The sequence below is a fragment of the Allobrachymonas sp. genome (genome assembly GCF_041912815.1).
GTDB lineage: Bacteria > Pseudomonadota > Gammaproteobacteria > Burkholderiales > Burkholderiaceae_C > Brachymonas.
The window spans coordinates 218,598-238,087 of record NZ_JAYRLV010000002.1; the positions used below are offsets into that span (position 1 = coordinate 218,598).

General features: G+C 65.9%; 19 protein-coding genes. 5 read left to right on the forward strand and 14 right to left on the reverse strand.

Translation table 11 applies throughout. The features are described 5' to 3' along the window. Nucleotides 1-24: 24 nt before the first annotated feature. From ACE3P9_RS03475 to ACE3P9_RS03495, 5 genes are all read right to left on the reverse strand, one after another. Nucleotides 25-945, reverse strand: coding sequence for a phosphoribosylaminoimidazolesuccinocarboxamide synthase (locus ACE3P9_RS03475; protein ID WP_374491857.1), 921 nt, complete (start codon nt 943-945; stop codon nt 25-27). A 290-nt stretch (nt 946-1,235) separates the two neighbouring features. Next, entirely contained in the window at nt 1,236-2,300 is a 1,065-nt protein-coding gene (gene fba, locus ACE3P9_RS03480) for a class II fructose-bisphosphate aldolase (protein ID WP_374491858.1), read from the reverse strand. A 211-nt stretch (nt 2,301-2,511) separates the two neighbouring features. Next, nucleotides 2,512-3,639 carry a fatty acid desaturase gene (locus ACE3P9_RS03485; RefSeq protein WP_374491859.1) on the reverse strand — a complete coding sequence of 376 codons (1,128 nt, stop codon included), beginning with the start codon at nt 3,637-3,639 and terminating at the stop codon, nt 2,512-2,514. Nucleotides 3,640-4,003: 364 nt separating this feature from the next. Then, entirely contained in the window at nt 4,004-5,104 is a 1,101-nt protein-coding gene (locus ACE3P9_RS03490; protein ID WP_374491860.1) for an alkene reductase, read from the reverse strand. A 115-nt stretch (nt 5,105-5,219) separates the two neighbouring features. Beyond that, nucleotides 5,220-6,416: a phosphoglycerate kinase gene (locus ACE3P9_RS03495; RefSeq protein ID WP_374491861.1), complete on the reverse strand. Its 1,197-nt coding sequence runs from the start codon at nt 6,414-6,416 to the stop codon at nt 5,220-5,222. 279 nt (nt 6,417-6,695) lie between these two features. Here ACE3P9_RS03495 and ACE3P9_RS03500 point away from each other — a divergent pair, with 279 nt between their 5' ends. Next, on the forward strand, nt 6,696-7,148 hold the full coding sequence (locus ACE3P9_RS03500; RefSeq protein ID WP_374491862.1) for a universal stress protein: 453 nt from the start codon (nt 6,696-6,698) through the stop codon (nt 7,146-7,148). Nucleotides 7,149-7,406: 258 nt separating this feature from the next. On the opposite strand, the gene ACE3P9_RS03505 is transcribed toward ACE3P9_RS03500, so the two are convergent. The 5 genes from ACE3P9_RS03505 to def all read right to left on the reverse strand — a co-directional run bounded on the left by ACE3P9_RS03505 (nt 7,407) and on the right by def (nt 11,612). Next, on the reverse strand, nt 7,407-8,567 hold the full coding sequence (locus tag ACE3P9_RS03505; protein ID WP_374491942.1) for a branched-chain amino acid ABC transporter substrate-binding protein: 1,161 nt from the start codon (nt 8,565-8,567) through the stop codon (nt 7,407-7,409). A 224-nt stretch (nt 8,568-8,791) separates the two neighbouring features. Continuing rightward, nucleotides 8,792-9,151 (reverse strand): AzlD domain-containing protein, encoded by a 360-nt coding sequence (locus ACE3P9_RS03510; protein WP_374491864.1) that lies wholly within the window; start codon nt 9,149-9,151, stop codon nt 8,792-8,794. Beyond that, nucleotides 9,148-9,915 (reverse strand): AzlC family ABC transporter permease, encoded by a 768-nt coding sequence (locus ACE3P9_RS03515; RefSeq protein WP_374491943.1) that lies wholly within the window; start codon nt 9,913-9,915, stop codon nt 9,148-9,150. Before ACE3P9_RS03515 ends, ACE3P9_RS03510 begins: the two co-directional genes overlap by 4 nt. 91 nt (nt 9,916-10,006) lie before the next feature. Next, complete coding sequence (gene fmt, locus ACE3P9_RS03520; protein ID WP_374491865.1) at nt 10,007-11,041, reverse strand: methionyl-tRNA formyltransferase; 1,035 nt, start codon at nt 11,039-11,041, stop codon at nt 10,007-10,009. A gap of 31 nt (nt 11,042-11,072) precedes the next feature. Next, nucleotides 11,073-11,612, reverse strand: coding sequence for a peptide deformylase (gene def, locus ACE3P9_RS03525; protein WP_374491867.1), 540 nt, complete (start codon nt 11,610-11,612; stop codon nt 11,073-11,075). Between the two features lie 301 nt (nt 11,613-11,913). Between def and ACE3P9_RS03530 the strand changes: the two genes are divergently transcribed. Continuing rightward, nucleotides 11,914-13,179 (forward strand): LysM peptidoglycan-binding domain-containing protein, encoded by a 1,266-nt coding sequence (locus ACE3P9_RS03530; protein WP_374491868.1) that lies wholly within the window; start codon nt 11,914-11,916, stop codon nt 13,177-13,179. Nucleotides 13,180-13,260: 81 nt separating this feature from the next. Then, complete coding sequence (gene dprA / locus ACE3P9_RS03535; protein WP_374491944.1) at nt 13,261-14,418, forward strand: DNA-processing protein DprA; 1,158 nt, start codon at nt 13,261-13,263, stop codon at nt 14,416-14,418. Nucleotides 14,419-14,462: 44 nt separating this feature from the next. On the opposite strand, the gene hprK is transcribed toward dprA, so the two are convergent. The 4 genes from hprK to ACE3P9_RS03555 form a co-directional block, all read right to left on the reverse strand. Further along, a complete protein-coding gene (gene hprK / locus ACE3P9_RS03540; protein ID WP_374491869.1) occupies nt 14,463-15,419 on the reverse strand; it encodes an HPr(Ser) kinase/phosphatase in 957 nt (318 codons plus the stop codon). Nucleotides 15,420-15,516: 97 nt separating this feature from the next. Continuing rightward, a complete protein-coding gene (locus tag ACE3P9_RS03545; RefSeq protein WP_374491870.1) occupies nt 15,517-15,984 on the reverse strand; it encodes a PTS sugar transporter subunit IIA in 468 nt (155 codons plus the stop codon). Nucleotides 15,985-16,381: 397 nt separating this feature from the next. Then, a complete protein-coding gene (gene hpf / locus ACE3P9_RS03550; RefSeq protein WP_374491871.1) occupies nt 16,382-16,717 on the reverse strand; it encodes a ribosome hibernation-promoting factor, HPF/YfiA family in 336 nt (111 codons plus the stop codon). Between the two features lie 230 nt (nt 16,718-16,947). Continuing rightward, nucleotides 16,948-17,394, reverse strand: coding sequence for a DUF2214 family protein (locus ACE3P9_RS03555; protein ID WP_374491945.1), 447 nt, complete (start codon nt 17,392-17,394; stop codon nt 16,948-16,950). Between the two features lie 71 nt (nt 17,395-17,465). Between ACE3P9_RS03555 and aroC the strand changes: the two genes are divergently transcribed. Further along, complete coding sequence (gene aroC, locus ACE3P9_RS03560) at nt 17,466-18,560, forward strand: chorismate synthase (protein ID WP_374491872.1); 1,095 nt, start codon at nt 17,466-17,468, stop codon at nt 18,558-18,560. 19 nt (nt 18,561-18,579) lie between these two features. Further along, nucleotides 18,580-19,479 carry a hypothetical protein gene (locus ACE3P9_RS03565; RefSeq protein ID WP_374491873.1) on the forward strand — a complete coding sequence of 300 codons (900 nt, stop codon included), beginning with the start codon at nt 18,580-18,582 and terminating at the stop codon, nt 19,477-19,479. Nucleotides 19,480-19,490 lie beyond the last annotated feature (11 nt).

Here is a 19,490-nt window from a genome sequence, read left to right on the forward strand (position 1 = left end):
CGATGCGAATCGCGGAGGGGGCGGTCAGCGCGTCAGCGCTTCGAGTGCCTCGCGGTACTTGGCCGCAGTGTTGTCGATGACTTCCTGCGGCAGGGTCGGTGCGGGCGGCTGCTTGGCCCAGGGCTTGCCGTCGACAGTGGCGGTCTGGAGCCAGTCGCGCAGATACTGCTTGTCGTAGCTCGGGGGATTGAGTCCGGCGTCGAAGGCGGCCTGATAGCCGGCTTCGGGCCAGTAGCGGGAGCTGTCGGGGGTAAGCACCTCGTCCATCAGGGTGAGGGTGCCGTTCTCGTCAAGGCCGAACTCGAACTTGGTGTCGGCAATGATGATGCCCTTGGTGCGTGCAAAGGCAGCGGCAGTGCGGTAGAGCTCGATGCTCACCTCGCGCATGCGGGCGGCCAGCTCCTTGCCGATGGTCTGCTCGACCTTCTCGAAGCTGATGTTCTCGTCATGCTCGCCCACTTCGGCCTTGGCAGCCGGGGTGAAGATGGGCTCGGGCAGCGGGGAGGCATTGCGCAGCCCGGCGGGCAGGGGCACACCGCACACGCTCTGGCTTTCCTGGTATTCGGTCCAGCCGCTGCCGGCCAGATAGCCACGCACCACGGCCTCGATGGGCAGGGGCTTGAGGCGCTTGACCAGCATGCTGCGCCCCGTCACCTGGGCCACTTCATCAGGCTGCACCACGCTCTCGGGTGCTTCGCCGGTCAGGTGGTTGGGCACGATGCCCTTGAGGCGCTCGAACCAGAACAGGGCCATGCGCGTGAGCAGCGCGCCCTTGCCGGGAATGGGCTGGCCCATGATGACATCGAACGCGCTGATGCGGTCACTCGCGACCATGAGAATGCGGTCGTCGCCCACGGCATAGTTGTCGCGCACCTTGCCGCGTGCAAGGAGCGGCAGGGAGTGGATGGAGGAGGTATGGAGGGCGGCGGGGGTGTCTGCAGACATGGAAATATCCTGTTCCTGTGACGGAAGGGTAGAAAGAAACGATCTGCCCATTTTATGCCGCCGCCCCCGCTGGGCGCTGCGCAGTTGCCGCGTGCATGCCCGGCCCCGCCACCTCGCGGCCGTCCATGGCGCCGTTGCCACCACCCCCTTGCTGCCGCACAAAAGAAAAAGCACATGGCCCGTTCCCACGGCACCATGCGCCCTGCAGCCTTCCTGCCGGCCCCGGGTCTAGTGCCGAACCAGACCCACGGCCGTGCAGACGCCGGATGGACAGCCAGCTCGACGCTGCTTTACTGAACGACCTGCGCGAGCGCGCCGGTGGCGTAGAGCTCGGCCATCTCGGACAGCGGAATGCCCTTGATCTTGCCCCCCTGCCCTTCGCAGCCGAATTCGAGGTAGCGCTGCTTGCAGACGGCCTTGGCGGCTTCGCGGGCGGGCTTCATCCATTCACGCATGTCGAACTTGGAGGGATTCTCTGCCATGAACTTGCGCACGGCACCGGTCATGGCCAGGCGAATGTCGGTGTCGATGTTGATCTTGCGCACGCCGTACTTGATGGCTTCCTGGATTTCCTCGACGGGCACGCCGTAGGTTTCCTTCATCTGACCGCCGTACTGGTTGATGATCGCCAGCAGGTCCTGCGGCACCGACGACGATCCGTGCATCACCAGGTGGGTGTTGGGGATGCGGGCGTGGATTTCCTTGACGCGCGAAATCGCCAGAATGTCCCCGGTGGGCTTGCGGGTGAACTTGTAGGCGCCGTGGCTGGTGCCGATGGCAATGGCCAGGGCGTCGAGCTGGGTGGCCTTGACGAACTGGGCGGCCTCCTCGGGATCGGTCAGCATCTGGCTGTGATCGAGCTTGCCTTCGGCGCCGATGCCGTCTTCCTCACCCGCTTCGCCGGTTTCGAGCGACCCCAGACAGCCGAGCTCCCCTTCGACGGTGGCGCCGATCCTGTGGGCCATGGCCACGACATCGCGGGTCACCTGCACGTTGTAGTCGAAGCTCGAAGGCGTCTTGCCGTCTTCCTTGAGCGAACCATCCATCATGACCGAGCCGAAGCCCAGGCGCAGGGCGCCCTCGCACACGGCCGGAGACGTGCCGTGATCCTGGTGCATCACCAGCGGAATGTGCGGATAGGCCTCGGAGGCGGCGGCAATCAGGTGCTTGATGAAGCTCTCGCCTGCGTACTTGCGGGCCCCTGCACTGGCCTGCAGGATCACGGGCGCACCGACTTCGTCGGCAGCCGCCATCACGGCCTGCACCTGCTCGAGGTTGTTGACGTTGAAGGCAGGGATGCCATAGCCGTTTTCGGCGGCATGGTCGAGCAGTTCGCGCATGGAAACGAGAGGCATGGAAATTCCTTCGGGAAATAGAACGTGAAAATCTTGTGTATGTCCAGATACAGCCTGCCGATTTTAGGGCCTGTTGGCCCCCGCGCCTAGAACCTGGCCTTCCCTGCCCGCTGTGGACTGCCGCGAACGCCCCCTCTCCCCCCGCTCGCGCATGAAAAAGCCGCCCCATGTGGGGCGGCTCGGAACGGAATGCGCCGGGCGCAGTGCGGAATCAGGCGGGAACCACCGTGGCGTCAAGGCGCGGAGTGCTGGTGGCCTGGCCGGCAAAGTCGGTCCAGCAGCGCTTCTCGAAACAGTAGAGCTTGCACTTGCGGGCCGTGTCGAAATACCACTTCCACGAAAAGCGCTGCACCACGATGCGGCTGGGCAGCAGGTCTTCGAGACGCTGCTGTGCCTGCTGGAGGTGGTAGAGCGGAATGCTCATGTCCACATGGTGCGCGGTGTGCTCCATGATGTGGTGCATGAGCGCACCGATGCGGAAGGGGAAGGTCAGGTGCACGGTGGTGGACACAAAGGGCGCTGCCTTGCCCCAGGCGGTTTTGTCCTTCTGCCAGCTCACCTTCTCGTGGGTGTGGTGCACATAGACCACGAAACCGATCATGGTGACCCAGAACAGGAAGGGAATCACGGCCCCGAAGAGCACGGCCTGCCACACCGACTGCCCGAAGCCCCAGGCCAGCGCCACCACGGCCGCCAGCCACAGCACGGCAAAGGCCAGCACCAGCACGTTGTCCCAGATGAACACGGAACGGCGCGTGGGCATGTGCTTGCGGCTGGGGAAGAATTCACGCTTCCACCAGATCTCGATCATGTAGTACAGCCCCGGAGCCCAGCCGCTGCGATAGAGCCGCTGCAGCAGGCGTCCCATGGGAGACAGGGCGTCATATTCCTCCTGCGTGAGCGGTTCCCACACGAAGTCCACCCCCTTGAGGCAGGTGTAGCCGTGGTGGATGACGTTGTGCCCCACATCCCACAGGCTGTAGGCGGTGAGCGAAGGCAGGAAGGCGATGCGTCCCAGCCACTTGTTGAGGGTGCGGTGGGGAGTGAGGCTCTGGTGGCAGGCGTCGTGCCCGATGATGAACAGGCGCCCGGTCACAAAGCCTGCGGCCATGCCGCACAACAGCTGCAGCCACCAGGCATCGAACAGCACGGCTCCGGCCACAAAGGCGGCAAAGAGCACATAGTCAAGCGCCATGAGTGCAAACGCATGCCAGCTGTCTCGCTGGGCAAAGGGCGCCGTCCAGAACCGGATCACCTTGCGGTGAGGAAGCGGCTGGTCGGGCGCAATGGGCTGCTGCGCAGGAGCAGCGGGATCAACTGCGGGAATCGAATCGTTCATCAACGTGCAAACACTCGCAAAGAGTCGGCGCAAGGAACTGCCATGCTGCGCCTTTTCATGTGATGGGTCCTGCAGACCCCCTCCGCCGCGGGCGGAAGGCTCCAGCAGAAACCGGCATCATCGTCATTCATTCTATGAACCGCGCAAGAGAAACACCAGCAAAATCATTAACCGCAACAAGGACTTGTGTCACAGTTGCATCGCATTGCGCAGTGCTGTGCGAACGGGGCCACAGGCAAGGGCCTGCATGCTACCCGATGCCCGCCGCGCGGCACAGGCCACACGGTGGTGCCGCCTGTGTCGCTGTGGCAATCGCACCACCGTGCGAAAGTCGCAGCAGGGCTCTGGCCGCCGCTTTCCGGGTTCAGGCGGCCAGCGGGGCGTAGTCGGTGTAGCCGTGCGCGCCGCCGCCATAGAGCGTGGCGGGATCGGGCCGGCGCAGGGCAGCGCCCTCGGCCAGACGGGCCACCACATCCGGATTGCCGATGAACGGCACCCCAAAGGCCACGGCCCGCGCGCGGCCGCTGGACACCGCAGCGGCAGCCGAATCGCCGGTGTAGCCGTCATTGGCCACATAGGCACCATGCCAGTAGGGCAACAGGCGCTGCACGTCCACCATGGGCATGCCGGCTTCGGGCTGGCCGAGCCCGGCCTGGTGCTCGACCAGGTGCAGATACGCCAGACCCCGGGTGTCGAGCTGGGCCATGGCGTACGAGAAGGTGCGGAAGGGATCGCTGTCGCGCATGCCGTTGAAGGGGTTGTTGGGCGACAGGCGCACCCCCACGCGGGAAGCGGGCCATACGGAAGTCACGGCATCGACCACGCGCAGCAGCAGGCGGGCCCGGTTCTGCACGGAGCCGCCATAGGCATCGGTGCGGCGGTTGGCCCCGTCGCGCAGGAACTGGTCGAGCAGATAGCCGTTGGCCCCGTGGATTTCCACGCCATCGAAACCGGCATCCATGGCCAGCCGGGCGGCATGGCGGTATTCCTCGACCACGCCGTCGATTTCCTCCACGGTGAGCGCATGCGGAGTCTCGAAGGGCAGCTTGCCCCGAGGCGTATGCACCAGCCCCGGAATCGCCAGGGCGCTGGGAGCGACTGGCAGGGCACCCCCAGGCTGGAGGCTCGAATGCGAGGCCCGCCCCACATGCCAGAGCTGCAGCACGATGAGACCGCCGCGCGCATGCACGGCCGAGGTGATGCGCCGCCAGGCGCGGGACTGCGCCTCGGTATAGATGCCGGGGGTGCCGACGTAACCCTTGCCCCGGGGGCTGATCTGCACCCCCTCGCTGACGATGAGGCCGGCCGTGGCGCGCTGCTGGTAGTACGTGGCCATGAGCGGCGTGGGCATGTCCCCCTGCGCCGCGCGGCAGCGCGTGAGAGGAGCCATGACGATGCGGTTTCTCAGGGCCAGATCACCCAGATGGGTGGCGGTGTAGAGAGGGGAATGCAGAAAGGTGTTCATGGGAGGCAGTGTAGCCAGCCCCTGTTTTTCCCCGTCTGCTCCCTCCACAAAATCCTGCTGCGATCAGGGGCACTGCGCCGGGCAGGCACCGCCCGCCCGGGGGGCCCGTGCGCGCTCAGCCCTGGGCGCGCTTGCCCAGAATATCGAAGGCCGGCAGGGTCTTGCCTTCGAGCACTTCCAGGAAGGCGCCGCCGCCGGTGGAGATGTAGCCCACCTGCTGCTCGATGCCGTACTTGGCGATCGCGGCCAGGGTGTCGCCCCCGCCTGCGATGCTGAAGGCCGGAGAGGCCGCAATGGCACGGGCCAGCGTCTCGGTGCCATGCGAGAAGGGCTCGAACTCGAACACGCCGACCGGGCCGTTCCAGACGATGGTGCCGGCCGACTGCAGCCGCTCTGCGAGCATCTGGGCGGTGCGGGGACCGATGTCGAGGATCAGGTCGTCCTCGGCCACGTCGTGGGCGTCCTTGATCTGGGCCGGAGCGTCGGCCTTGAATTCCTTGGCCACCACCACGTCGACGGGGATCGGCACTTCGGCGCCACGGGCCTTCATCTTGTCCATGACCTTGCGGGCGTCCTCCACCAGATCGGGCTCGGCCAGCGACTTGCCGATGGGCAGGCCCGCAGCGAGCATGAACGTGTTGGCGATGCCGCCCCCCACGATCAGGCCGTCGACCTTTTCGGCCAGGCTCTGCAGAATGGTGAGCTTGGTGCTGACCTTGCTGCCGGCCACAATGGCCACGAGCGGGCGCCGGGGATTGGCCAGTGCCTTGCTGATGGCATCCATTTCGGCCGCCAGCAGCGGACCGGCACAGGCGATGGGGGCGTGTTCGGCGATGCCGTAGGTCGTCCCCTCGGCACGATGGGAGGTGCCGAAGGCGTCATGCACGAAGATGTCGCACAGACGGGCCAGCTTGTGGGCCAGCTCGGGCTTGTTTTTCTTCTCGCCCACATTCAGGCGGCAGTTTTCGAGCAGCACGACCTGCCCGGGCTGTACCTCGACGCCGTCGACCCAGTCGCTCACGAGGGGAACCTCGCGCCCCAGCAGCTCCGAAAGGCGCTGTGCCACGGGCGCCAGCGAATCCTGCGGCTGGAAGGCGCCTTCGGTGGGACGGCCGAGGTGGCTGGTGACCATGACGGCTGCACCACCGTCGAGCGCCATGCGAATGACCGGCAGCGAGGCCCGGATGCGGGTGTCCTCGGTGATGTGGCCTGCGTCATCCAGCGGCACGTTGAGGTCGGCGCGGATGAAGACACGTTTACCCTTGGCCTGGCCCTTGTCGCACAGGTCGGAGAAGCGAATGAATGGCTGCATGACGGTCATGGTCTGATGGGTGATGATGAAAGAAAAGAAAACGGAACCATTGCGGCCCGATTATAGAAACCGCCCCTGACGGCCCGGTAACGGGTGCCATGCCCTGCACACGGCCGCCCTGCCCCTGTGTGCGGCCCTGCTGCCGCGGCTGCCGGAGGACGCGAAGCCTTACGGTACCATGGAGGTCTCTGGCGGCGCCGCCGAAACAGGGCCCGGAACGCACCGCGCTCGCCTCGTCTGCGGCGACATGCCTGCCCCTCTGCCACAAGGAACTTCACCGTGAACATCCTCATCCCCGTCGATGGCACCGAACTCTCGCTGCACGTGACCCGCTTTGCCCTGCGCCTGGCGCAGGAAGGGCTCAAGACCCGCATCATCCTGGCCAATGCCCAGGAACCGGCCTCGCTCTACGAGCGCCTGACCAGCCACGACGACGCCCGCATGCTCGCCGACATGACCCAGGAAACCGGCGAGGACATGATCGAATCGGCACGCCGGCTGGTGAACAACGCCGGACTGGTGCACGAGTCGGTGGTCATCACGGGCGATCCGGCCGCGTCCATCATCGAACTGGCCCAGATCCATGCCTGCGACCTCATCGTGATGGGAACCCGTGCGCTGGGAGCCCTGCGCAGCGCCATCGAAGGCTCGGTGTCGCGCTCGGTGGTCGAAGGCGCCACGGTGCCGGTGCTCATCGTCAAGGCGCCCGACCCGATCCGCGACGAGGCCTGACTTTCCGCCTTCCTCCTGCCGCCCGGCTCCGGGCCGACAGCGGCCTCTGCAGAGGTGCACCACGGGTGTCATGCAGGGGCAGACCATGGACATGAAAAAACCGGCTGCCAGTGCGCCGGTTTTTTCATGCGTGCATACGGTTCATCATGCGGCAAGGGGGCAGCGCAGGCTGCACGGCAAGGTCAAGGCCTGTGCAGGGAGCACCATGCGCCCTGCACTGCGCGTGCCGCCGCGCCCAGGTGCCGCGGGCACCACACCTTACATTTCGGTGCGCTTGCCGTCCTTGTAGGTGTAGAGCGTGACGGCGGGCTTCTGGAGCTCGCCCTTGTCGATGAAGCTGATGTCTCCGACCAGTCCCTTGAAGTGAATCGCCGCCAGCTTGGGCAGGTACACCTTGGGATCGGTGGAGTTGGCATCCTTCATGGCCTGCACCAGCACGCGGGTGGCATCGTAGGCATACGGGCTGTAGATCTGGAACTGGCCGTTGTACTTGGCGTTGTACTTCTTGAGCCAGTCTGCGCCCCCGTTCATCTTCTGCACCGAAGCCCCGCCTGTGGCGCAGGTCACGTTGGCCACGGTCTTGGCATTGCCGGCCAGGGTCGGCAGCTTCTCGGTACAGATGGCATCGCCCCCGAAGAGCTTGACGTTGGACATGCCGAGCTGCTCCATCTGGCGCAGCATGGGGCCGGCCTGTGCGTCGAGCCCGCCGTAGAAGATGGCGTCGGGGTTCTTGGCCTTGATGGCGGTGAGAATGGCCATGAAGTCGGTGGCCTTGTCGTTGGTGAACTGCGCATCCAGCACCTGGATGCCGTCCTTGGCAGCGGTTTCCTTGAACACGGCAGCCAGGCCCTGCCCCAGCGCCGTGCGGTCGTCGACGATCACGGCCGTCTTGACCCCGCTCTTGGCGGCATGGTCCACCACGCTGGCACCCAGCTGGTTGTCGTTGGCGATCATGCGGAACACGTTCCTGTAGCCCGGCTTGGTCAGGTCGGGGTTGGTGGCGGAAGCCGTCACCATGGGAATTCCGCACTTGTTGTAGACAGTGGAGGCGGGAATGGAGGTGCCGGACTGCAGGTGTCCCACCACGGCCACGACCTTGGCGTCGCACATCTTCTGAGCCACGGCGGTGGCCTGCTTGGGATCGCCGGCATCGTCCTCGGCCATGAGCTTGAACTGCACAGGCTTGCCGCCGATCACGGGATGCTCGGCATTGATCTCGTCGAGTGCCAGACGAACGCCGTTTTCGACATCCTTGCCGATGTGGGCAATGCCGCCGGAGATCGGACCAACGGTGCCGAACAGCACCTCATTGCCTCCTGCCGCTGCGGCAGAGCTGCCGCCTTGCGGACCGGAGCCCTTGGAACAGCCGGCCAGGGCTCCCAAAGCGGCCATGGCCACGACGCCGAGTGTCCAGCGCAGAGTGCGACGATTGTGCATGAATGACTCCTTTTCCTTGATGTTCGGGGACGAAGCCCTCTGCCGCGCTTCGCCGCAGTTCGGCATTCCGAACACAGGGTGGCAGGCAGGGAGCAGATCAGTCTGTCAGTGTAATGCAAGGATTGTGCCCTGACCAGTGCCGGGAACCCTTCCGCAGCCTCCCTGCCCACTCCGGCTGCCGGGCTGCCGGCTTCCTCTTGCCTCCCTTACCAGCCCAGTGCCAGATGCAGGGGCAGGTACACGGCCATGCCGGCCACGATGGTGCCCATGACGCTGTGCCGGTGCAGATACCATGCCACCCCCGCCAGGGCACCAAAGATGCGTGCATCGTTCCAGACCGTGAAGTGCCCGTGGGTCAGCAGAATCTCCGGGCCCAGCACCGCGGCCAGCGCTGCCACCGGCGCATAGCGCAGGCCCCGCCGGAACCACAGGGGCAGGTGCAGAGGCCGCGACGAGAGAAAGAACAGGCTGCGCGACACCACGGTGATCACCGTCATGCCCAGAATGATGACGAGCGTGAGCCAGTCGGTCTGGCCGGGCACGGGCAGCAGGTGCGCAGCGGTCATGGCTGGTGCTCCAGGGCGGCCTCGCGGGCTTCGCGCTCCTCGGTGGCCTGCCGCAGCACGGTGTATTCGAGCGCCACGCACAGAGCCACCGCCACCAGAATGCCGGCCACCAGATTGAGCCGCAGCGGCAGCGCAGCCGTGAGCACCGCCACGCCGGCAGCCAGCACGGCTGCGAGCACCCGCATGCGGCTGTCGAGCATGGCGCAGGCCACCCCCAGCACAGCGAGCGTGCCCGCAAATCCCAGCCCCCACGACAGCGGAAAGAACTGCGCGGCCAGCACACCCGTCAGGCAGGACACGCACCAGTTGACATAGTTGCTCACCGTGCTTCCCATGTACCAGGCCACCCGCTCGCCACGCCCGGCCGGGTCGGACACGGCATGGGGGTAGCGCTGCACGAAGAGCACATAGTTCACATCGCCCGACAGGTAGCCAAACAACATGCGCTCCCGAAACGGCAGATGGATGGCGTAGTCGCGCAGATGGGCGCTGAACACCACAAAGCGCAGATTGACGCAGAAGGCCGCCGCCAGCACCACCCACACCGGTGCACCGGCTGCAATGAGTGGCAGGGCCGCGAGCTGTGCCGTGCCCGCAAACACGAGCAGCGTCATGAGCACGCCCTCGACGAGACTCAGCCCCGAATTGGTCATGGCCACCCCGGTCATCAGCCCCCAGGCGGCAATGCCGAGCCACACGGGCAGATAGTCGCGTGCGCCCTGCCGAAAGGCGGCCTGCCGCCACATGGCAGGCGAAAGCACCACGGGTTCGAGCTGCCAGTCCCGCGCGGGAATCGGCGCGGGAATCGCCTCGCGGGCATGGTCCACGCAGGGCACAGAGGCCGACATGATGCAGTCAGCTCCGCCCGGCGGGCTGGGCCGGCGCCGATTCCCGATGGCCACCCAGCAGCGTGCCCACCGGCAGGGCCACCCCCCGCAGCCAGTCCGCCACCGGGAGCCGCTTGCCTCCGGCACGCTGCAGCTGCGTCAGGCACAGGGCACTGCGGGGCTCCTGCCCGCCGCACGCCACATGGATGCCCTGGGCATCGATGGTCAGCACCTGGCCGCACTGCACACCGGCCGGCACCGGCACTGCAGAGCGCTCGGCTCCCCATATCTTGACGATTTCCTCTGCATGCCCATGCCCCAGCGGCACCGTGGTCGACGCGCCTGGAAAGGGACAGAACGCCCGCACCCGGCGCCCAAGGGCAGCAGCCGGCAGCTGCCAGTCGACCGGAGCCTCGCTTTTCTCGATCTTGTGCGCATAGGTCACGCCGGCCTCCGGCTGGGGCACTCGTGCAGGAGCCTCGCCCCGGGCCAGCTGCTCCAGCAGGGCAACGATCTCCTGCCCCCCCAGCACAGCCAGCCGGTCGTGGAGACTGGCCGTCGTGTCATCGTCCGCAATCGGCACGCGCGCCACACGCAGCATGTCGCCGGTATCCAGGCCCGCATCCATCTGCATGAGGGTGATGCCCGTCTCCGCATCCCCGGCCTCGATGGCACGGTGAATGGGCGCCGCGCCGCGCCAGCGCGGCAGCAGGCTGGCATGGATGTTGAGGCAGCCCAGCCGCGGCAGGTCGAGCACCCACTGCGGCAGGATGAGCCCATAGGCCGCCACCACCATCACATCGGGCTGAACCGCCTGCAGCGCATCCCGCGCCGCAGCCGCTTCGTCGGGCCAGCGGCCATCGAGGCGCAGGCTGCGGGGCTGGAGGACTTCAATGCCATGGGCCAGCGCGGTGCGCTTGACGGGCGAGGCCTGCAGCTTCATGCCACGGCCGGCCGGCCGATCGGGCTGGGTCAGCACCAGAGGCACGGCGTGCCCGGCCTGCAGAATGGCATCGAGCGCCACCTGGGCAAATTCCGGCGTGCCGGCAAACACCACCTTCATCTTGGGATTCCTTGTCGTGTCGATGCGCCGCTCAGCGGGCCTCGGTGGCCACATGCGCCTGTTCGCGGGCCAGCTCGCGCTGGGCCTTGACCATCTTGCTCTTGATGCGGGTGCGCTTGAGTGGACTGAGGTATTCCACGAAGACCTTGCCCCTGAGGTGATCCATCTCGTGCTGCAGACACACCGCCAGCAGACCCTCGGCCTCGATCACGCGGCTCTGGCCGTGCCGGTCCAGCGCCTTGACATGCACCTGCGCAGCCCGCTCGACCCCGTCGTACACCCCCGGCACGGACAGGCAGCCTTCCTCGCCCTTGAGGCGCTCCTCGCTCATCCAGACCACTTCGGGGTTGATGACCACGAGCGGCTGGTTGCGCTCCTCGGACACATCGATCACCACAAGCTGCTCGTGATGGTCGACCTGGGTCGCCGCCAGGCCCACCCCGCGGGCGTCGTACATGGTCTCGAACATGTCGTCGATCACGCGGTGCAGGCGTTCGTCGAACGCCGTGACCGGCTTGGCGACCGTGTGCAGGCGGGAATCCGGATAGACGAGAATGGGGAGCTTGGCCATGAATGAAAATGCAGAAACTGAAAAGAAAACACCCGTCGCGCTGCAGCAGACGGCAGCCAACGGTGCAGGCGCGTAGCCTCTCTGGCAGCAACTGACAGAGACAGCCACCACCACATGCCCCAGGTGGGGCCATGCCCGTATTTTCCCCGTTTTGGCAAAGTCGTGGCGCGAAGAGAACAAATGCACGCGCAGGTCCCGGCAGAACCCGCCAATCCGCCGGCCCTGTTACCCGATGCAAGTATTGTGAGATATGCTTTGGAGGCTTGTTGTCTTTTCTCCTACAAACCATCGGCTGCACATCATGAGCACTTCCCCTTCCTGGCAAACGCGTCGCACCATGCTGCGCAAGATGGTCGCCGTGGCCGGCCTGGGAGCGGCGGCCGGCGCCGGGCATCTGGCTTGGGCCCGCACCTATCCCGTCACCCCCGACCAGCGCCGGATGGCCCGGGCCACTGCCGCGCGCGGAGTTCCCATCAGCGAACTGGCGCCCCATGCCCCCTCCGAATACGTCGTCAAGCGCGGGGATACGCTGTGGGACATCTCGGGCAAGTTCCTCCGGCATGCATGGCGCTGGCCCGAGCTGTGGGGCATGAATCTGGCCCAGATCCGCAACCCCAACCTCATCTATCCGGGCCAGCTCCTCTGGCTGGAAATCGTCAACGGTCGCGCCCGTCTGCGCACCGGGCGCATGCTCAGCCGCGGCAGCAGCAATGGTCGCCTCTCTCCGCAGGTGCGGGTCGAGTCGCTGGGAGACACGGCCATCCCCACCGTGCCGCCGCAGCTCATCGAGCCCTTCCTGTCGGAACCGCTGATCCTGCAGGAAGACACGCTCCGCAACGCCCCGCGCATCGTCGCCCCGCAGGAAAACCGCGAACTCATGAGCAAGGGAGACCGGGCCTATGCGCGCGGCCCCGACGGCCACCCCCTCGAAGACCGCGGCAGCGATGAAGCCAACATGTACCGCATCTTCCGCGAGGCCGTTCCCATCAAGGACCCCGCCACCAAGGAAATCCTGGGCTACGAGGCCCACTACGTCGGCCGCGCCCTGCTCGTGCAGGGCGAGAGCGTCAGCACCTCGGCCGATGGCGGGGCAGCCGGCGTTCCCGTGCCCGCATCGCTCGACATCGTGAGCGCAAAGGAAGAAGTCCGCGTCGGCGACCGCCTGCTGCCCGAACCCGAACGCGAACTCCTCACCCACAATCCGCACGCGCCTTTCGTCGAAGTGCATGCCCTGATCGCCTCGGTGTACGGCCTGGCCGTGCAGAACGTGGGCCAGAACCAGATCGTCACGATCAACAAGGGCACACAGGACGGCATCACGCGAGGCGACGTGCTGGCCATCATCAGCTCGGGCCGCCGCACCGTGGACAAGACCGAAGACCGCCATCAGGACATCAAGCTCCCGGACGAGCGCAACGGCCTGCTCTACGTGTTCCGTCCGTTCGAGCGCGCGTCCTACGCGCTGGTGATCGAAATCCGCGACCCGGTGAAGATCGGCGACCGGGCCGAGAACCCTCTCGCCCCCGCCGAAGAACCCGCCACCGACAGCCCCGAGCCGCGCTCCTGAGCCCGGCTTTCGCCACAGGCCGCCCCCAGGGCGGCCTTTTCATGTCCAGACTCTCCGACGGCTGCCTCTTCCATGGACACTCTGACCCACGATGACCTCTGCGCATGGCTGCGCCTGACCCTGGCACCGGGCATCGGGCCGGATGCGGCACGGCGGCTGCTCGCGGCCTTCGGGCTCCCTGCCCAGATCCTGTCCCAGTCCCGTCTGGCGCTCGAACAGATCGTCTCGGCGCGACAGGCCGACGCCCTGCGCTCCTCCTCCGAAGAGGTCGACGCACAGATCGCACGCACCTGGCAATGGCTGCAGGATGCCACCCCCGAGGTGCCACGCCGGGTCATTCCCCTGGGCCATTCCCACTACCCGGCCAGCCTGCTGCAGATGGCCGATCCTCCGGTGCTGCTCTATGCCCTGGGGCAGATCGACGCCCTTCCGGAGCTGTGCGGCATCGCCATGGTGGGCAGCCGCAACCCCACGCCCCAGGGAGCCGACAATGCCCGCCAGTTCGCCCGCTGCTTTGCCCAGATGGGCTGGACCGTGGTATCGGGACTCGCACTCGGCATCGATGGTGCCGCGCACGAAGGCGCTCTCCAGGGCGCCACGGAAGCCGCCTCTGCCCCGCAGCGCCCCCTGGCCACGATCGCCGTCGTGGGCACCGGACTGGACCGGGTCTACCCGCGCCAGCACCGCGACCTGGCACACCGCATCGCACGGCACGGTCTGCTGCTGAGCGAGTACCCGCTTGGCGCCCCTCCCCTCACGCACCACTTCCCCCGGCGCAACCGCCTCATTGCCGGCCTGAGCCATGGCGTGCTCGTGGTCGAAGCCGCCCTGCAGTCAGGTTCGCTGATCACCGCACGCCTCGCCAGCGAACAGGGCAAGGAAGTGTTCGCCATCCCCGGCTCCATTCACTCGCCCCAGTCGCGTGGCTGCCATGCCCTCATCCGGCAGGGAGCCAAGCTGGTGGAACATGCCGAGGATGTGCTCGAAGAGCTGCGCCCCCTGCTGGCCCGCTCCCCGCTGCCTGCCGCTGCCGCCACCAATGCACCCGCCAGTCCCGCCCCGGCTCCCGGCCACCCCGTGCTGGAAGCCATGGGGCATGACCCGGTGAATCTCGACGCCCTGCTGGCCCGCACCGGACTGGACACGGCCGCACTGCAGGCCGAACTGCTCACGCTCGAACTCGATGGCCGGGTCGGCCGACTGCCGGGCGGGCTGTATCAGCGCATCGGCAGCGCCTGACAGAAACCCACCGCCAGCCGGGCTGGCATCCGCCTCTCCCCGGTTCAGTCTTCGCCACCGTTCTCGATGGCCGCACGCTGCCGGGCTGCGAACTCCTCGTAGGTGTTGATGCCACGGAGCTCCAGAATCATGTTGCGCACGGCCGCCTCCACCAGCACGGCAATGTTGCGCCCCACCACCACCTGGATGATGGCCTTGCGGATCGGCACCCCCAGCACCGCCTGGTAGATGGGTGCCGTGGGCATGCGCTCGTAGTCGCGCTCCATGGTTTCCTTGCGCACCAGATGCACGATGAGCCGCAGCCGCATGCGCCTGCGCACGGCAATCTCGCCAAAGATCTGCTTGATGTCGAGCAGACCTATGCCCCGCACCTCCATCAGGTTCTGCAGCAGCTCGGGACAGCGGCCCTCGATGGTGGTCTGGTTGACCCGGAAAAAATCGACTGCATCATCGGCCACCAGTCCGTTGCCGCGCGAAATCAGCTCCAGCCCCAGTTCGCTCTTGCCCAGGCCGGACTCTCCCGTGATGAGCACCCCCAGCCCCAGAATGTCCATGAACACCCCATGCATGGTGTCCCGGTTGGCAAAGTGCTTGGACAGGTAGGTGCGCAGCAGGTCGATCACATACGCGGCGCGCTCCTCGGTGGCAAAGAGCGGAATCTGGGCGCGCTCGCACATCTGCAGCAGTGCGTCGGGCGGCGTCTGCGCATCGGCCACGATCAGCACCGGCGGCTCCAGCGTCACGATGCGGGCAATGCGCCGCGCCACATCCTCGCGCGAGGACGTGGTGATGTAGCTGATTTCCCGCGCGCCCAGCACCTGCACCCGGTAGGGATGGATGTAGTTGAGATACCCGACCAGATCCGCCCCCGAGGAGGCCTCGCTCACGGCCACCTCCTCGAAGCGGCGCTCGGAAGCTCCCAGCCCGGCAAGCCAGTGCCAGCCCAGTGTGGAGCGGAAATCCTCGAACAGTACGTCGGCGCTGATGGCGGTATGTTTCATGGCTGGCGGGCAATCATCGGGAAAAGGTGCTCCGATGGTAATGCAGCAACCCGCCTCTCACCACTTGGCAGGGGGCGAAGGCCCCGCCGCTTGCGCGTCAGGCGGCCTGCACCGACTGCCAGTCGGCCACGAGCTGATGCAGCATGCCGGCATCCTCTGCGTGCATCATGCGTTCGCGCAGCTCGCCATCGCTGAGCATCTCGGCAATTTCGGAAAGAATTTCCAGATGCTTCTGCGTGGCCGCCTCCGGCACAAGCAGAAAGATCAGCAGGCTCACAGGCTGATCGTCGGGCGCATCGAAGCCGATCGGGTGTTCGAGCTGGAACAGGGCGGCCAACGGCGCCTTGAGCCCCTTGATGCGGCCATGCGGAATCGCCACTCCGTGCCCCAGGCTGGTCGATCCCAGGCGCTCTCGTGCAAAGAGACTGTCGGTGATGAGGGCCCGATTGAGGTGATGCAGTTCCTCGAACAGGAGGCCGACTTCTTCAAATGCACGCTTTTTGCTGCTGGCGTCCACATGGACGACCACCTGCTCAGCCGGAAGGATGGAAGCTAGACGATTCATAGAAACAGCCAAAAAATACCGTCTGCATTATGCACAAATGTGTGCCATGCCCTACGGAAAAACCCGTACATGCCTCCAGCGGAGCCGTGATCGCGTACCCCATCCCGGCGGCGGCTTCCATTTTGAAAACGAACGCCTGACATTTCCCTGTCCGGCATTCCGACCCTGCAACAGGGTTATTGCCCATCTGCAGCCCTTGCTGCAGGCCTTTCATGCGCCGGGGCGCCCCGCAGAATGCAGGCTCCCGAGGCATTCAGGGTGTCCATGATGCCACCATGCCCATAAAAAAGGCAACCGCCACCACGGCGGTTGCCCGGAGAAAGAGTCCCTGCGCAATCAGGGGGTAAGGCGCGCAGCCTCACTCCTCTATGTGCAGGGCATCAGTCCATGCATCCGATCAGACGTGTTCCATGCGCTTCTGCGCCTGGGCCTGGTAATCCTGCAGTTTTTCCTTGTATCGGCCCACCTGGCGGTCGAGCTTGTCCATGAGGTCATCGATGGCGGCATACATGTCGTGCTGGCTGCTTTCGACATGGAGCTCATCGCCCTTGACCAGCATGTTGCACTCGGCATGCTGACGGCGTTCCTTTTCCTTTTCGTTGAGGATCGACAGGGTCACCCGCACATCGACCACCTGGTCGAAATGGCGCAGGATACGCTCCAGCTTGGTGGACACGTAGTCGCGCAGGGCGGGAGTGACTTCGAGATGGCGTCCGCTGATATTGAGATTCATGGATCCTCCTGTAGGCATGGCAGGAATGGCAACGACCGGAAACCGCACTGCGGTGCATCCGGATGGCGGAGGTCGTCGTCACAACCCACCGCACGCATCGAACATGTTCGTTGCTTCTACTATGCCACCGCAAAAGGCCGAAGTTCAAGCGCGCTGCACTTTTTTACCAGCCGCCTGCGGGCAAACCCCGATCGGCCCATCACGCACCGGCGGCCCCCTCACTCGCCCCTTCAGTAGCCTCGTGCGAGCAGCACACCCAGCAGGGGCAGCACCAGCATCAGATGCGCCGTCCAGAACATGCGCCGGCGTGTGGCATCCACTTCGGGCGCAGGCGGCAGCACTCCGGTGCCGGCCTGCGTGCGGCGCCAGCGTGCCAGAGTGATGGAAGGACGCACCGACAGCACCAGCATCACCACGAAAAGCGTGACCTTGACGTGAAAGAGCGGGTTGTGCACATACCATTCCCAGCCCTTGGCCCCCAGGGCAAACCGTGCCAGTCCCGTGGCCAGCACCGTCAGCGCAGAGCCCATGTAGATCAGATCCACGCGCGCGAGCCGCTGCACCACGGCAGCATTCATCCAGGCCGGACGGCACAGCGCCACTTCGGCGCTCAGGAAGACGGTCATGGTCAGGATGGCGATCAGGTGGAGATAGGCAAGTACGACTTCGGTCATGATGGAAATGCAGATGCAGGCAGGGACTCGACTCTGGCGAGCGGCCAGCATAACTTATCCCCGATAATCGCAGGATGAGTGGCAATACCCTAGGCACCCTTTTCGCTGTCACCAACTTCGGTGAATCCCACGGCCCGGCCATCGGCTGCGTCATCGACGGCTGCCCGCCCGGCATGGCTCTGTCCACGGACGACATCCAGCCCGACCTGGATCGACGACGCCCTGGCACCAGCCGCCATGTCACCCAGCGCAACGAGGCCGATCAGGTCGAAATCCTCTCGGGCATCTACGAGGGACGCACCACCGGCACACCGATCTGCCTGCTGATCCGCAACACCGACCAGCGCAGCAAGGACTATGGCGACATTCTCCAGACCTTCCGCCCCGGTCATGCCGACTACACCTACTGGCACAAGTACGGCATCCGGGATCCACGCGGTGGCGGACGCTCCTCGGCCCGACTCACGGCCCCCACGGTGGCCGCAGGGGCCGTGGCGCGCAAGTGGCTGGCCGAGCACCATGGCGTCGTCATCCGAGGCTGCATGACGCAGGTGGGCGAGATTCCCATCCCCTTCGAGAGCTGGGACCACGTGGCGCACAACGCCTTCTTTGCTCCCTGTGCCGACGTGAGCGCACTGGAGTCCTACATGGACAGCCTGCGCAAGGCCGGCGACAGCTGCGGAGCCCGCCTGCGGGTGGTGGCCAGCCATGTCCCGGTCGGATGGGGCGAGCCGCTGTATGACCGGCTCGATGCCGACATTGCCAAGGCCATGATGGGACTCAATGCCGTCAAGGGCGTGGAGATCGGCGACGGCTTCGCCAGCGTCGCCCAGCGCGGCAGCGTCCACGGCGACTCCCCCACGCCCCACGGCTTTGCCAGCAACCATGCAGGCGGCATCCTGGGCGGCATCAGCAGCGGGCAGGACATCGACGTGTCCCTGGCCATCAAGCCCACCAGCTCGATCATGACGCCCCGCAACTCCATCACCCTGGCCGGAGACGCCACTGTGGTGCAGACCAAGGGCCGGCACGATCCCTGCGTGGGCATTCGTGCCACCCCCATCGCCGAAGCGCTGCTGGCGCTGGTACTCATGGAACACGCCCTGCGGCAGCGCGCCCAGTGCGGCGATGTGCACGTCGATACCCCCGACGTGGCCCGGCTGGGCTGACTCCCCGAAGGGCACGTCCATGCGCTCGCTCTCCGGCTGGATCGCTGACCATCTGCTGCGCCACCGCATCCTGAGCGACCTGGAAGAGGCCGGTTTCTCCGAAGCCGACTGCATGGCCGTGGAGAGCACTTCCTGCATGTGGGAACAGGTCAGCCTGTTCTATCGGCAGGGAGGACGCGTGGTCACCCTCCGCGACGGTTTTTCTGCAGCCAGCGGCGCTCCGGACCAGATCACCATCTACCGCCCTGAAGACCCCGCCGACTGCATCCACTCCACCTACGCGACGCTCGCCCACGAGCTGGGCCATGCCCTGCAGGAACCCGACCAGTGGCGCCCTCCGGGTGACTTCTCCACCGCCGATGCCTATGCCCATGCACGCGAGCTGGGTGAAGCCCATGCATGGCTCAACGAATACCTCCTGTGCATCGCCCGCGCCGACGATGCTCCCATGCCCCGCCTGGAGCTGCACATCGAGAACCGAGAGGATTTTGGCACCCATGTCGTCGAGCCCTTCTCCCTGATCGTGCAGTGGCACCACGAAGGCGCCTCGAATGCGGTCATTCTGGAACGCCTGGCCGAACTCAACTCTCACATGTTCCCAAGCGGCATGGGCCCCGGCAACCACAAGACCTATGGCCAATGCAACCGCTGGGACTACCTCATGGCCACCGGCCACCATGAGGTACTCGACAGCTTCTCGGCCGCCATGGGACGTGCCCCCCTGCCCGACGAGCAGAAGGTTCTCATGAAGTTCCATCTCCAGGGCAACTGCGTGCAGGATCCCATCGTCCCGGCCATGTTCGAGACCGTCTACCAGGTCTACCCGGACGGACGGCCCGAAGCCCTGCTGGGCGCCGCAGCAGCCCCTGCTCCCGCCCACGGAGCTCCCGCACAACCGGCGGCGTCCGCCACCATGTGACTCGCCCCCGC

Bases quoted from the DNA above. Each gene is read 5' to 3' on its own strand.
- ACE3P9_RS03510 (WP_374491864.1), bottom strand. From the start codon at position 9,151: ATGACCGCTGCGCACCTGCTGCCCGTGCCCGGCCAGACCGACTGGCTC.
- ACE3P9_RS03545 (WP_374491870.1), bottom strand. From the start codon at position 15,984: ATGAATCGTCTAGCTTCCATCCTTCCGGCTGAGCAGGTGGTCGTCCAT.
- hpf (WP_374491871.1), bottom strand. From the start codon at position 16,717: ATGAATCTCAATATCAGCGGACGCCATCTCGAAGTCACTCCCGCCCTG.
- ACE3P9_RS03475 (WP_374491857.1), bottom strand. From the start codon at position 945: ATGTCTGCAGACACCCCCGCCGCCCTCCATACCTCCTCCATCCACTCC.
- def (WP_374491867.1), bottom strand. From the start codon at position 11,612: ATGGCCAAGCTCCCCATTCTCGTCTATCCGGATTCCCGCCTGCACACG.
- aroC (WP_374491872.1), top strand. From the start codon at position 17,466: ATGAGTGGCAATACCCTAGGCACCCTTTTCGCTGTCACCAACTTCGGT.
- fmt (WP_374491865.1), bottom strand. From the start codon at position 11,041: ATGAAGGTGGTGTTTGCCGGCACGCCGGAATTTGCCCAGGTGGCGCTC.
- hprK (WP_374491869.1), bottom strand. From the start codon at position 15,419: ATGAAACATACCGCCATCAGCGCCGACGTACTGTTCGAGGATTTCCGC.
- ACE3P9_RS03530 (WP_374491868.1), top strand. From the start codon at position 11,914: ATGAGCACTTCCCCTTCCTGGCAAACGCGTCGCACCATGCTGCGCAAG.
- ACE3P9_RS03565 (WP_374491873.1), top strand. From the start codon at position 18,580: ATGCGCTCGCTCTCCGGCTGGATCGCTGACCATCTGCTGCGCCACCGC.
- fba (WP_374491858.1), bottom strand. From the start codon at position 2,300: ATGCCTCTCGTTTCCATGCGCGAACTGCTCGACCATGCCGCCGAAAAC.
- ACE3P9_RS03485 (WP_374491859.1), bottom strand. From the start codon at position 3,639: ATGAACGATTCGATTCCCGCAGTTGATCCCGCTGCTCCTGCGCAGCAG.
- ACE3P9_RS03490 (WP_374491860.1), bottom strand. From the start codon at position 5,104: ATGAACACCTTTCTGCATTCCCCTCTCTACACCGCCACCCATCTGGGT.
- ACE3P9_RS03495 (WP_374491861.1), bottom strand. From the start codon at position 6,416: ATGCAGCCATTCATTCGCTTCTCCGACCTGTGCGACAAGGGCCAGGCC.